Below are 12,472 nucleotides of genomic sequence, written 5' to 3'. Positions count from 1 at the left end.
TCCAGATGCCCGCCTCCGCGCCGATGAGGATTTATCGCCGCGTTCACCGTCCGGACACCTTCGCCGACTAGAAATGCAGATGCGCGGACACAGACTCAGACCGGATCGGGTAGTCACGTCATCCGCGCACCACGGTGAGCGTCTGCTCCCGTTGCGGTGACACACCGCGAAGGACCCCCGCCGAATCGGGTCGGCGGGGGTCTTCTCTTTGTTCGAGGTCGACCCAGCGCGGGCGCTTCAGAAGTTCGAATGCGCTTCGCAAGTACGAATCTGAGGTTTTCTGACATGTGAAGCGCACACCGACTCGGCACGGGTACGCCGGACGCCGGGCCGGATGCCGCGGCTACAGCCGCTCGATGATCGTCGCGTTCGCCATGCCGCCGCCCTCGCACATGGTCTGCAGGCCGAAGCGCCCGCCGACGGCCTCGAGCTGATCGACGAGTGTTCCGAGCAGGCGCGTGCCCGACGAGCCGAGGGCGTGCCCGAGCGCGATCGCCCCTCCGCGCGGGTTGAGCTTGGCGGCATCCGCCCCGACCTCGGCCGCCCAGGCGAGCGGCACCGACGCGAAGGCCTCGTTGACCTCGTACGCGTCGAGGTCGTCGATCGCGAGGCCGGTGCGCTCGAGGATGCGACGTGTCGCGGGGATCGGCCCCGTGAGCATCATGAGCGGGTCGTCTCCGACCACCGTGAATGCGTGGAATCTCGCCCGCGGTGTGAGCCCGAGGGCTTCGGCGCGCTCGGCGCTCATCAGCAGCGCGGCGGATGCTCCGTCGGTGAGCGGCGACGAGTTGCCGGGGGTGATGCGCCAGTCGACCTCGGGGAATCGGGCGGCGAGCGCATCCGTCCGGAAGGCCGGCTGAAGTCCCGCGAGTCCCTCAGCGGTCGTCCCGGCTCGGACGGTCTCATCGGTCGCGGCATCCGTGGCCTCCGCGACCGGGATGACCGTGCGGTCGAAGAACCCCTCGGTCCACGCGGCGGCGGCGCGGCGGTGCGATTCTGCCGCGTAGGCGTCGAGGGCTGCGCGATCGAGGTTCCAGCGCTGGGCGATGAGCTCGGCCGAGACGCCCTGATTGACGAGACCCTCGGGGTATCGCTCCCGCAGCCGCGGCGACATCGGAGTTCCGCCGGCCGCAGACGACCCGAGAGGCACCCTGCTCATCGACTCGACGCCGCCGACGATGACCGCGTCGTATGCGCCGGCGATGATCCCCTGCGCCGCGAAATGCACGGCCTGCTGGCTCGACCCGCACTGACGGTCGATCGTCGCCCCCGGGATCGACTCGTCGAACCCGGCGGCGAGCACGGCCTGTCTGGCGATGTTCGACGACTGGTCGCCCACCTGACTCACACAGCCGAGCAGCACGTCGTCGATCTGCCGGGAATCGAGGCCGCTGCGTTCGAGGATCGCAGCGAGCGCTCCGGCCGCGAGATCGACCGGATGCACGCCCGACAGGGCACCACCCGGCTTGCCCCGCCCGACGGGGGTTCGGACGACATCGATCAGGACGGCTTCGCTGCGCGTGCTCATGCGTCCCATTCTCTCCCTGTCGCGGCGTCAGGGGCGGATGCCGCTGGCGTCGGAGCGACGGATGCCGTCTTCGCGCGCCGCGAAAACGAGCGGCGACCCACCGCATCCGAAATACAATCGTTGATGCGCCCGCACCCCGGCGCATCCCCCACCGTCGAGGCGCCCGTGACCCGGGCGACCGCACTCTCCGAGGACCGCACCATGTCCAGCGAACCCATCACCGTCTCCATCCGCCGCGAGGTCGACCCCGAGCACGTGGCCGCCGCCACGGCATGGGTGCAGACCGGCGTGAATCTCGCCCACCGGTATCCGGGATTCCTCGGATCAGGATGGGTGCGCGACGGCGAGGACTCGCACGTCTGGCACATGCTCTACCGCTTCACCGACGAGAAGTCGCTGATCGCCTGGGAGCAGTCCGGTGAGCGCGAGTGGTGGAAGTCGACCGGCGACCAGTTCGTGCGCAGCGAGCGCGTGAAGCGCCGCACCGGCATCGAGGGCTGGTTCGACGAGCCGACCACCGACACGATCACCCTGCCCCGCGCCGACGGGTCGACGACCACGGTCGCGATGGTCAGCACTCCCCCGCGGTGGAAGCAGGCCGTGTCGATCTGGCTCGGATTCTTCCCCGTCAACCTCGCCTTCACCTATGCGATGAGCCCGGTTCCCGGCTGGAACGAGCTGCCGATCTGGCTGCGCGTGCTGGCGACGACAGCGGTGCTGACCCCGATCATGGCCTACTGGGTGCTGCCGTTCGTCACGCGCACGCTGCGCCGCTGGCTCGCCCGCTGAGGCGGCGGGTCTGCCGGGGCTGCCGCCGGCCGGCGCCGCCATGCGGGGTCAGAAACGCATCGGAATCGAGGGTTTCGACTGCAGAACTGACCCCACACCGACAAGCGGATGCAGAACTGACCCCGCACCGGTCGAGGGACGTCCGTGACGCCGGTCAGAGGCCGACGACCGCCGCGCGCAGCGTGCGCTCGACGAGCGCGACCCCCTCGGACAACGGCCCAGGCCGCCGCACGAGGTGCAGGGTGTTGATGGGCGGGTCATCGGTCTCGCGCAGCACCACGAGTCGGCCGTCGGCGAGTTCGTCGGCGATCAGATAGGTCGGCAACACCGTCACACCCGCGCCTGCGACGGCAGCGGCGGCGAGCGCGCGCAGATCGGCGACCACGAGCGCGGGCTCTCGCTCGAGACGGATGCCGAAGGTGTGACGCCAATACCGCCGGAGGATCGGGACATCCCGCGCGTAGGCGAGCAGGGGAACCTCGCCGAGAGGATCCGGTCTCAGGTGCGGCGACGGCGCGATCCCCAGCGACGGGGCGGCGACGAGCGCGAACTCCTCATCGAAGAACGGCAGGCTGGGCAGCGAGCGACCGCGTGGCCGCACTGCCGAGACCACCAGGTCGAGGCTGCCGACTCTGAGGTCGTCGAGAAGATCGTCGGCGAGGCCCGCCGACACGGTGACTCGCAGTCCGTCTGCGACGGCCGGCGCGAGAGCGGGCACGGCGACGCGCGCGAGGAACTCGGCAGCCCCGCCCAGGCGCACGATCGGCGGTTCGGCGGCGGGGCGCGTGCCGAGAGCATCCGCCAGCTCGTCGAGAGGACCGGCGACTCGCGCGGCGAGCTCGTCGGCGCGGGGCGTCGGACGGATGCCGCGGGCATGACGCACGAACAGCGGCTCGCCGACGCTCGCCTCCAGCGCCTGAAGCTGCGTCGTCACCGAGGACTGCGCGAGTCCCAGCACGCGCGCGGCAGCGGACACCGAGCCCGATCGGTACGCGGCGAGAAAGGTGCGCCACAGCCCGAGGTCCTGCAGCCCATCGGTAATCCGATTGCTCATATCGGCAATCTATCGGAATCTGGTTTCATCGGTCGTGGTTGTCCCGGATATCGCATCCGCACGGCATCCGTCGTCCGAACCCTTGGGAGCATCCATGTCATCCGTCCTCTTCGTCGTCACCGGCGCCCGCACCTGGACCCTGTCCGACGGCACCGAGCACCCCACCGGCTACTGGGCCGAAGAACTGCTCGCGCCCTACCGCCTGCTCACCGAAGCCGGGCACGACGTCGTGTTCGCGACTCCCGGCGGCGTCGAGCCGGTCGCCGACACTGCGAGCCTGGGCGAGGGCGATGCCGCCGCTCTCGCTGAGATCTCGGGGCTCACCACTCCCCTGGTGCTCGCCGCCGTCGACAGCTCCGACTTCGCGGCGGTCTACTACCCCGGTGGCCACGGCCCCATGCAGGACCTCGCGGTGGATGCCGATTCGGCAGCTCTCATCTCGGCGACCGTCGCCGCAGGCCGCCCTCTCGCCGCAGTCTGCCACGGGCTCGCCGCACTGCTGCCCGCACTCGATTCCGCTGGTGAGCCGATCGTCGCCGGCCGCCGCATCACCGGGTTCTCCGACGAGGAGGAGCGCATCGGCGGCCTCGCCGACCGCGCACCGTTCCTGCTCGAGACCTCGCTGCGCGCCCTCGGGGCCGACGTCGAGGTGACCGATCCGTGGAGCGATCACACGATCGTCGACGGACTGCTCATCACCGGACAGAACCCGCAGTCGTCGGCATCCGCCGCCCAGGCGCTGGTCGCAGCTCTCGCCTGACCCGCGACGGCATTCCGGTCGCAGTTCGTGCCGCGCCTGACCCACGACGGCATTCCGGTCGCAGTTCGTGCCGCGCCTGCGTCGTACCGGCGGCACAAAGTGCGACCGGAACGATCGAGCCACATCACCAGCGGCACAAAGTGCGACCGGAACGATCGAGCCACACCGCCAGCGGCACGAACTGCGACCGGAAGCCGGCGACGCGCCTCAGACCGCGGTGATACGCCAGGATGCCGCGTGCGTGGCGCCCGGTTCGAGCACGACGAGGTCCGTCGCTGAGTTGAAGGCATCCGGCGGGCAGGTCATGGGCTCGACCGCCAGGCCGATGCGGTGGATCGCCTCGATCTCGGGGTTGTCGGCCGTGTGCACCTGCACCCACGGGCAGCGCTCGTCGAACGTCATCGCGACGCCGGTGCCGGCATCCGTCACCAGCCGCACCTCGGCGACACCGCCATCGCGGTCGAGACCCGTGAAAGCGTGGTCGATGAAGACGTCGGCGATCGGGCGCGCAGCGCGGAAGTCCCACTGCGGATGCTCGGCCACACCCTCGACGGCCACCGGGCTCAGCCGGTCGTCGGTGACGGTGAGCACCTCGGATGCAGGCAGGGTGAGCGTCCAGTCGTCCACCCGGCCGTCGGGGCCGGCGACCAGATACGGATGCGGTCCGGTGCCCCAGGGCGCAGCATCCGCCCCGAGGTTGTGCGCCGTGACGGTCTGATGCAGTCCGTCGGAGTCGATGCGGTACTCGGTCTCGACCTCGACGCGGAACGGGTACCCCGTCTGCGACTCGATCACGGCCGCGAGCACGACCCGGTCGTCGAGCACGAGACGATCCTCGAACTCGGCCCACGAGAGCAGGCCGTGCAGCGCCTGGCCACGGGCGGGTTCAGTGAGCGCCAGCTGATGCTCGACGCCGCCGAACGTGTAGCGACCGTCGACGATGCGGTTGGGCCACGGCGCGAGAGTGGTGCCGCGGTATCCGGGCCGCACCTCGTCGGCCTCGAACGGCACGACCAGGTCGCGCCCGTCGAAGGTCAGCATGCGCAGCGATGCGCCGACGCTCGCGATGACCGCCTCATAGCCGTGTCCGGCGATGCGCAGCTGGCGACCGGAGCGCGGTCGCGCTGCCGTCGCGAGGTCGACGGTGGTCGAAGAGACGTCGACCATCACAGCCCCTGCGCCAGTCGGTAGTACGCCTGGTTCCAGCGGACCTGCTTCTGGAACTCGGGGAGCGTCGTCGCATCGTCGATCACGAGCAGCTCGACCTCGGCCATCTCGGCGAAGTCGCGGAAGGCCTCGAGCCCGACTGCGGTCGACATGACGGTGTGGTGCGCGGCACCCGCGGTGAGCCACGCGGCGGCCGAGGTGTTGAAGTCGGGCTGCGGCTTCCAGACGGCGCGGCCGACCGGCAGCTTCGGCAGCGACTGGCGCGGCGGAACGTTCTCGACGACGTTGGCGGTGAGGCGGAACCGGTCGCGCATGTCGCTGAGCGCGACGACGATCGCGGGGCCGGGGTCGGCGGTGAAGACCAGGCGCACCGGGTCGTCCTTGCCGCCGATGCCCAGCGGGTGGATCTCGAGGGTCGGCTTGGCGGTTGTCAGCGAGGGCGAGACCTCGAGCATGTGCGCCCCGAGGATCAGCTCGTCGCCGGGAGTCATGTCGTAGGTGTAGTCCTCCATGAGGCTCGCACCACCGGGCAGACCCGCACCCATCACATTGGCGACGCGCACGAGGATCGCCGTCTTCCAGTCGCCCTCCGCACCGAAGCCGTAGCCCTCGGCCATCAGCCGCTGCACCGCGAGGCCCGGCAGCTGCTTCAGGGCGCCGAGGTCTTCGAACGAGGTGGTGAAGGCGCCGAAGCCGCCCTCCTCGAGGAACGTCCGCAGACCGATCTCGATCGCGGCTCCGTCGCGCAGCGACTGGTGGCGGTCACCACCGCGACGTAGCTCGGGCACGACCTCGTACAGCTCTTCGTACTCGGCCACGAGGGCGTCGATCTCGGAGTCGGATGCCGCGGCGACGGCATCCGCCAGGTCGTTCACGCCCCAGGTGTTGACCTGCACGCCGAAGCGCAGCTCGGCCTCGGTCTTGTCGCCCTCGGTGACGGCGACGAAGCGCATGTTGTCGCCGAAGCGGGCGAGCTTCAGCGAACGGGATGCCGCGAGGCCGGCGGCCGCACGCTGCCACGTCGCGATCTCCTGGCGCACGCGCGGGTCGCTCGCGTGACCGACGACGGTCTTGCGGGGCACGCCGAGGCGCGTCTGGATGTAGCCGAACTCGCGGTCGCCGTGCGCCGCCTGGTTCAGGTTCATGAAGTCGAAGTCGATGTCGGCCCACGGCAGCTCGACGTTCGCCTGCGTGTGCAGGTGGGCGAGCGGCTTCTGCAGGGCGTCGAGACCCGCGATCCACATCTTCGCCGGGCTGAACGTGTGCATCCACGCGATCAGGCCGATGACCCTGTCGTCGGCGTTGGCCTCGAGGGCCGTGCGCTTGATGGCCGCGGCATCGGTCAGCACCGGCTTCCAGACGATGGTGACCGGAACCTCGCCGGCCTCGTCGAGGATGCGGGCGATCTCCTGCGACTGCTTGGCGACCTGCGCGAGCGTCTCGGGGCCGTAGAGGTGCTGGCTGCCGGTGAGGAACCAGACCTCGTAGCCGTCGAGCGAGGTGGTGAGCGGAGTGCGGGGCATGAGAGGCCTTTCAGATTCTGTCGTTGAGCGAGGAGCCGCATCCGCCCGGTCGTTGAGCGAGCGGAGCGAGTCGAAACGTCAGCGACCGGGAGGGAGAGCGGTGGTCGCAGCGGCTTCGACGGCGAGGCCGGCGCGGTAGCGGTCGAGGTAGGTGGTGAAGCCGGCGACGTCGGCGGGGTCGGGGTCGGCGACCGCGAGCGATGCCGAGGCGAAGACGTCGCGCTCGAGGTACTCGCCCAGCGACACCGAGTCGGCGTGCGCGAGGTACGACGCGAGTACGGCGATGCCCCACGCCCCGCCCTCGGAGGCGAGTTCGCCCACCGCGACCGGGGCGCCGAGGGCTCCGGCCAGGAAGCGCTGCGCGACCCCCGCGGTGCGGAACATGCCCCCGTGCGCGAACATGCGGTCGAGTTCGACGCCCTCGGCGGCGAGCACCTGCATCCCGAGCGCCAGCGTGCCGAAGACGCCGTAGAGCTGCGAGCGCATGAAGTTCGCCAGCGTGAAGGCGCTGTCGGGGGTGCGCACGAAGAGCGGGCGCCCCTCGGTGAGGCCGGCGATCGGCTCACCTGCGAGGTGGTTGTAGGCGAGCAGCCCACCGGCATCCGCCTCTCCGTCGAGGGCCTCGCGGAAGAGCGTGTCGAAGACGGCATCGTCGCTCAGCGGCTGCCCCGCAGCGGCCGAGAAGCGGGTGAAGAGCCCTGCCCAGGCAGCGAGCTCGCTGGCGCCGTTGTTGCAATGCACCATGGCGACGGCGTCACCGGCGGGGGTCGTCACGAGGTCGAGCTCGTGATGCACCTCGGCCAGCGGATGCTCGAGCACGACCATCGCGAAGATGCTGGTGCCCGCAGAGACGTTGCCCGTGCGCGGAGACACCGAGTTCGTCGCCACCATGCCGGTGCCGGCATCGCCCTCGGGTGGGCAGAGCGGGATGCCGGGCGTCAGCGCACCGGTCGGATCGAGGAGCGCCGCCCCCTCGGCCGTGAGCGTTCCTGCCGCGGAGCCGGCGGGGAGGACTGTCGGGAGCAGCTCTCGTGCGCTCGCGGGAAGACGGTGTGCAGCGAGGGCGTCGTACGCCTGCAGCATCCGCTCGTCGTAGTCGCCGGCCGCCGAGTCGATCGGGAACATGCCCGAGGCGTCGCCGACTCCGAGCACGCGTTCGCCGGTCAGGCGTGTGTGCACGTAGCCCGCGAGGGTGGTGACGAAGTCGAGCTGGGGCACGTGCTCCTCGCCGTCGACGACCGCCTGGTGCAGGTGGGCGATCGACCAGCGGAGCGGGATGTTCACGCCGAGCAGCTCGGTCAGCTCGGCCGCCGCGACACCTGTGTTGGTGTTGCGCCAGGTGCGGAACGGCGTGAGCAGCTCGCCCTGCGCGTCGAACGCGAGATACCCGTGCATCATGGCCGAGATGCCGATGGCGCCGAACGTCTCGGGGCGCACGCCGTGGCGGTTCTCCGCGTCCGCGACGAGACCGGCGTATGCCGCCTGGAGGCCTGCCCAGACCTCGTCGATCGCGTAGGTCCAGAGTCCGTCTTCGAGTCGGTTCTCCCAGGCGAACGAGCCAGTGGCGAGCACCTCGGTGGCGTCGGATCCGATCAGGCACGCCTTGATGCGCGTCGAGCCGAGCTCGATGCCGAGGCTCGTGCGGCCGGCGAGGATGTCGTCGCGGGCGGTCGTCGTGCGGGGCGTGCCGGTCGTGTCGCTCATCGTCGGGCGTCCGAGTTCTGTCCGTAGACGTTCTGGTAGCGGGCGAAGAGGCTGTCGATGGCCTCCTGCGGAATCGGGATCAACGGGCCCGCCTCGCGGGCGTAGTGCACGGTGCGGGCCACGTCTTCGACCATGACGGCGGCCTTCACGGCGTCGTTCGCGTCGACCCCGATCGTGAAGGGGCCGTGGTTCTGCATGAGCACCGCGCGGCTGCGATGGCCGGTGAGGGTCTGCACGATGCCGCGGCCGATCGAGTCGTCGCCGATGATCGCGAACGGGCCGACCGGAATGGGCCCGCCGAACTCGTCGGCCATGGCCGTGATGACGCAGGGGATCTCTTCGCCGCGGGCGGCCCAGGCGACGGCGAACGTCGAGTGCGTGTGCACGACTCCGCCGACCTCGGGCATGTGGCGGTAGACGTAAGCGTGAGCTGCGGTGTCGCTCGAGGGCGAACGGTCGCTGCCGGGGCTTCCGGGGATCACGGCGCCGTCGAGGTCGCACAGGATCATGTTCTCGGGCGTGAGGTCGTCGTAGCTCACGCCCGACGGCTTGATCACGAACAGGTCGGCGCCGGGCACGCGGCCCGAGACGTTGCCGCCGGTCCAGACGATGAGGTCGTAGCGCACGAGTTCGCTGTGCAGACGGGCGACGTCTTCGCGGACGGCCTGGATGGATGCGTAGATCTCGGCGGAGAAGACGTTCTCGTCAGAGAAAGCGGGGGCTTCGTTGCTCACGGATACCTCAAGGTCGTCGGTGGTCACTGTGACCGGTCACAGTAGTGTGACACGGAGGTCGGCGGACCGTCAAGACGCCCGAGACCGCTGCGGCAGTGCGAGTGCTCAGCGCGGCGGAGCGACCGAGTCCCGCGTCACCAGCACGGGCGCCACGGGCGGGAGATCGGATGCCGCAGCCCCGGCGCTCCCCGCCAGCACCGCCGCCACTGCACGACGCGCCAACTCCGCGAAGTCCTGTCGCACGGTCGTGAGCTTCGGCCAGTAGTAGGCAGCGTCGGGGGTGTCGTCGAAGCCCACCACGCTGATGTCGCCGGGCACGATGAGCCCGACTTCCTGCAGGCCGCCGAGCAGCCCGAGTGCCATCTGGTCGTTGGCCGCGAAGACCGCCGTCACACCCGAGTCCCGCACGGCGTCGGCCGCTGCGTAACCCGATCCCGCGGTCCAGTCACCCTCGAACACGGGCCCCGCGGCGAGGCCTCGTGCGGCGAGCTCAGCAGCGAACCCCTCGGCGCGAGACTCGGCCTCGAGCCAGTCGGCCGGTCCGGCAAGGTGCGCGATGCGCGTGTGCCCGGCATCGGCGAGCGCTGAGACGGCGAGCCGGGCTCCGGCTGCCTGGTCGACCGAGAGGCCACGCGCACCCCGGTCGGCGGCATGGAGAGTCACGACGGGAACGCCGATGCGCACCTCGTCGAGCGCATCGAGGGTGTGGGCATGGGGCGCGACGACGACGATGCCCTCGACGCCCTGCATCACGAGGTGGTCGACCGCGGCGATGACCGCATCGGCGTCTCCGGCATCCGCGAATGCCGCACTCAGCCAATAGCCGACCTCGCGGGCCGACGCCTCGAGCGCGGCGATGCTGCGCGAGGGGCCGTAGTGCAGCGCGTCGGTCGCCAGCACCCCGAGGGTGCGGGAGCGGCGGGTGCCCAGCGCCCTCGCGGCATTGTTCATGCGGTAGCCGAGCTCGGCCATCGCGGCGAGCACCCGTTCGCGGGTCTCGGTAGCGACCTCGGGGTGGTCGTTCAGCACCCGCGACACCGTCTGCCGAGACACCCCCGCCCGCACGGCGACGTCACGCACGCCGATGGTGCGCCGGGGCTCGCTGCTCGTGTCACTCACGCCGACGAGTGTATGCCGAGCGGCCCCCGCCGCCTCGCCTTCGTGCCACTCTGGTGACATGCGCATCGCACTCACCGGATCATCGGGCAAGCTCGGCAGCGTCGTCGCGCGGGAACTCCGCGCCCAGGGGTACGAGGTCATCGGCATGGATGTCGCGGGCACTCGCGGCCCCGATTTCGTGCAGGTCGACCTCACGGATTACGGCCAGGTCGTGGATGCTTTCACTGCCGTCGGCGACCGGCACGACGGCATCGACGCCGTCGTGCACCTGGGTGCCATCCCGGCGCCTGGCATCCGCAGCGACGTCGCCACCTTCCACAACAACATGCCGGCCACGTTCAACGTCTTCTGGGCAGCCGTGCGACTCGGCATCCGCCGCATCGTCTACGCGTCGAGCGAGACCGTGCTGGGCCTGCCGTTCGACGTGCCGCCGCCCTACGTGCCGGTCGACGAGGACTACCCCGCCCGCCCCGAATCGGTCTACTCGCTGGTCAAGACGCTCGAGGAGCAGCTGGCGAGGGAGCTCGTGCGCTGGCACCCCGACCTCTCGATCACGGCCCTGCGGTTCTCGAACGTCATGAACCCTGCGGACTATGCCGAGTTCCCCGACTTCGATGCCGATGCGCTCCGCCGCAAGTGGAACCTCTGGGGCTACATCGATGCCCGCGACGGTGCACAGGCGGTGCAGCGCGCGCTCGAAGTCGCAGCCCCCGGCTTCGACAACTTCATCATCGCCGCCGCCGACACGGTGATGTCACGCCCCAACGCCGAACTGCTCGCCGAGGTCTTCCCCGATGTGCCGGTCGCCCGCGAGTTCGGACCGAACGAGACGCTGCTGTCGATCGACAAGGCCCGCCGCATCCTGGGGTTCGACCCGCAGCACTCCTGGCGCGACCACGTCTGACCCCGGCGGGCTGGCGAGGTAGAGCAGGACGCGAGCAGAGCCTCAGCGCCGGGCGATGGTCGATCCGCGGATCACGAGGCGCACCGGCAGGTGGTGCGCCCCCTCGCCGATGTCGATGCCGTCGATCGCGTCGAACACCCGCAACGCGGCCTGACGCCCCAGCTGCTGCAGGTTCGCGTCGATGCTGGTGAGCTCGGGCCGGGCGTTGGTCGCGAGCACTTCCCAGTTGTCATAGCCGATCACGGCGAGGTCGTCCGGCACAGTGCGCCCGAGATCACGGGCGGAGTCGAGCACACCGCGAGCGATCTGGTCGGATCCGCAGAACACGGCGTCGATGTCCGGATGCCGCTGCAGCAGCATCGCCGCGGCGTCGCGACCCCAGTGCTCGGTCCACTCCGAGAACATCGGCTCGCCCACGAGTTCGAGCCCCGCCTCGCCGAGAGCTGCTCTGGCTCCGGCGAGACGGTCTTGAGCTGCGGCATAGGTCGGGTCGCCCGAGATGTGCGCGATGCGCCGACGCCCGCAGGCCAGCAGGTGCTCGATCGCGAGACGCCCGCCGGCATAGTTGTCGGGAGTCAATGAGAGGTCGCGCGGGTCATCCGACGGCGCGTAGGCGTAGACGACCGGCACGGGGATCTCCTGCCCGAGCGAGGGCCGAGGGTCGGTCTGCCGCCCCACCACGATGATGCCGTCGACCCGACGGCTCAGCAGCTCGCGCAGGTGGTGCTGCTCGCGGATGGCGTCTCCGCGGGCATCGCACAGGAAGACATTGATGCGGCCGGCGCCGAAGGCGTCTTCGGCCCCCATGAGGATCGGCAGCATGAAGCGGCCCTCGAGGTCACTCGTGAGCAGACCCACCGTGCCGGTGCGTCCGGCGAGCAGGCCTCGGGCCATCGCGTTCGGGGTGAAGGACAGCTCTTCGGCGATCGACCGCACCTTGGCGCGAGTCGCGGCCGAAACATCTCCGCGATCGTTGAGGGCTTTCGAGGCGGTCGAAATCGACACCCCCGCGCGCGCGGCGACGTCGCTGAGGGTCACAGCCCGTGCTCCAGTCGTGTCGGTCATCCCACTCCCTGTTGCTGAAAGGTTATCGGAACAAGGGTTGACGACCCCGTCACAACCACGCTATACCTTTTCGAAAGGGTTTTCGTAGATTTCGGAGAACCCGATCTCCACCTCATCTCCATACC

The 12,472-nt window shown here is 70.1% G+C and carries 11 protein-coding genes; 3 read left to right on the top strand and 8 right to left on the bottom strand.

What is annotated here, in order from left to right:
* Positions 1-343: 343 nt before the first annotated feature.
* Positions 344-1,528 carry a thiolase family protein gene (locus tag ASF63_RS09635; RefSeq protein ID WP_056513010.1) on the bottom strand — a complete coding sequence of 395 codons (1,185 nt, stop codon included), beginning with the start codon at positions 1,526-1,528 and terminating at the stop codon, positions 344-346.
* 201 nt (positions 1,529-1,729) lie between these two features.
* Here ASF63_RS09635 and ASF63_RS09630 point away from each other — a divergent pair, with 201 nt between their 5' ends.
* Positions 1,730-2,317 carry an antibiotic biosynthesis monooxygenase gene (locus ASF63_RS09630; protein WP_056513007.1) on the top strand — a complete coding sequence of 196 codons (588 nt, stop codon included), beginning with the start codon at positions 1,730-1,732 and terminating at the stop codon, positions 2,315-2,317.
* A gap of 154 nt (positions 2,318-2,471) precedes the next feature.
* On the opposite strand, the gene ASF63_RS09625 is transcribed toward ASF63_RS09630, so the two are convergent.
* Positions 2,472-3,371, bottom strand: a complete 900-nt coding sequence (locus ASF63_RS09625) for a LysR family transcriptional regulator (protein ID WP_056512611.1) — start codon at positions 3,369-3,371, stop codon at positions 2,472-2,474.
* Positions 3,372-3,465: 94 nt separating this feature from the next.
* On the opposite strand from ASF63_RS09625, the gene ASF63_RS09620 reads away from it, so the two are divergent.
* A complete protein-coding gene (locus ASF63_RS09620; RefSeq protein ID WP_056512608.1) occupies positions 3,466-4,131 on the top strand; it encodes a type 1 glutamine amidotransferase domain-containing protein in 666 nt (221 codons plus the stop codon).
* Positions 4,132-4,338: 207 nt separating this feature from the next.
* On the opposite strand, the gene ASF63_RS09615 is transcribed toward ASF63_RS09620, so the two are convergent.
* From ASF63_RS09615 to ASF63_RS09595, 5 genes are all read right to left on the bottom strand, one after another.
* Positions 4,339-5,298, bottom strand: a complete 960-nt coding sequence (locus ASF63_RS09615) for an aldose 1-epimerase family protein (protein ID WP_056512604.1) — start codon at positions 5,296-5,298, stop codon at positions 4,339-4,341.
* Positions 5,298-6,821: an L-arabinose isomerase gene (araA, locus tag ASF63_RS09610; protein ID WP_056512600.1), complete on the bottom strand. Its 1,524-nt coding sequence runs from the start codon at positions 6,819-6,821 to the stop codon at positions 5,298-5,300. The genes ASF63_RS09615 and araA overlap by 1 nt, the downstream gene beginning before the upstream one ends.
* 78 nt (positions 6,822-6,899) lie before the next feature.
* Positions 6,900-8,525: a xylulokinase gene (locus ASF63_RS09605; protein ID WP_056512596.1), complete on the bottom strand. Its 1,626-nt coding sequence runs from the start codon at positions 8,523-8,525 to the stop codon at positions 6,900-6,902.
* Entirely contained in the window at positions 8,522-9,208 is a 687-nt protein-coding gene (locus ASF63_RS09600; protein ID WP_056513003.1) for an L-ribulose-5-phosphate 4-epimerase, read from the bottom strand. The genes ASF63_RS09605 and ASF63_RS09600 overlap by 4 nt, the downstream gene beginning before the upstream one ends.
* 156 nt (positions 9,209-9,364) lie before the next feature.
* On the bottom strand, positions 9,365-10,378 hold the full coding sequence (locus ASF63_RS09595; RefSeq protein ID WP_056513000.1) for a LacI family DNA-binding transcriptional regulator: 1,014 nt from the start codon (positions 10,376-10,378) through the stop codon (positions 9,365-9,367).
* Positions 10,379-10,436: 58 nt separating this feature from the next.
* Between ASF63_RS09595 and ASF63_RS09590 the strand changes: the two genes are divergently transcribed.
* Complete coding sequence (locus ASF63_RS09590; RefSeq protein WP_056512593.1) at positions 10,437-11,282, top strand: NAD-dependent epimerase/dehydratase family protein; 846 nt, start codon at positions 10,437-10,439, stop codon at positions 11,280-11,282.
* A gap of 42 nt (positions 11,283-11,324) precedes the next feature.
* Here the strand turns inward: ASF63_RS09590 and ASF63_RS09585 are convergent, their stop codons facing one another.
* Entirely contained in the window at positions 11,325-12,347 is a 1,023-nt protein-coding gene (locus ASF63_RS09585; protein ID WP_056512589.1) for a LacI family DNA-binding transcriptional regulator, read from the bottom strand.
* Positions 12,348-12,472: the final 125 nt, after the last annotated feature.

The organism is Microbacterium sp. Leaf320 (genome assembly GCF_001423485.1).
Classification (GTDB): domain Bacteria; phylum Actinomycetota; class Actinomycetes; order Actinomycetales; family Microbacteriaceae; genus Microbacterium.
The sequence above is the reverse complement of the archived record's forward strand: the minus strand, read 5'-3'. Positions and strand labels throughout refer to the sequence as shown.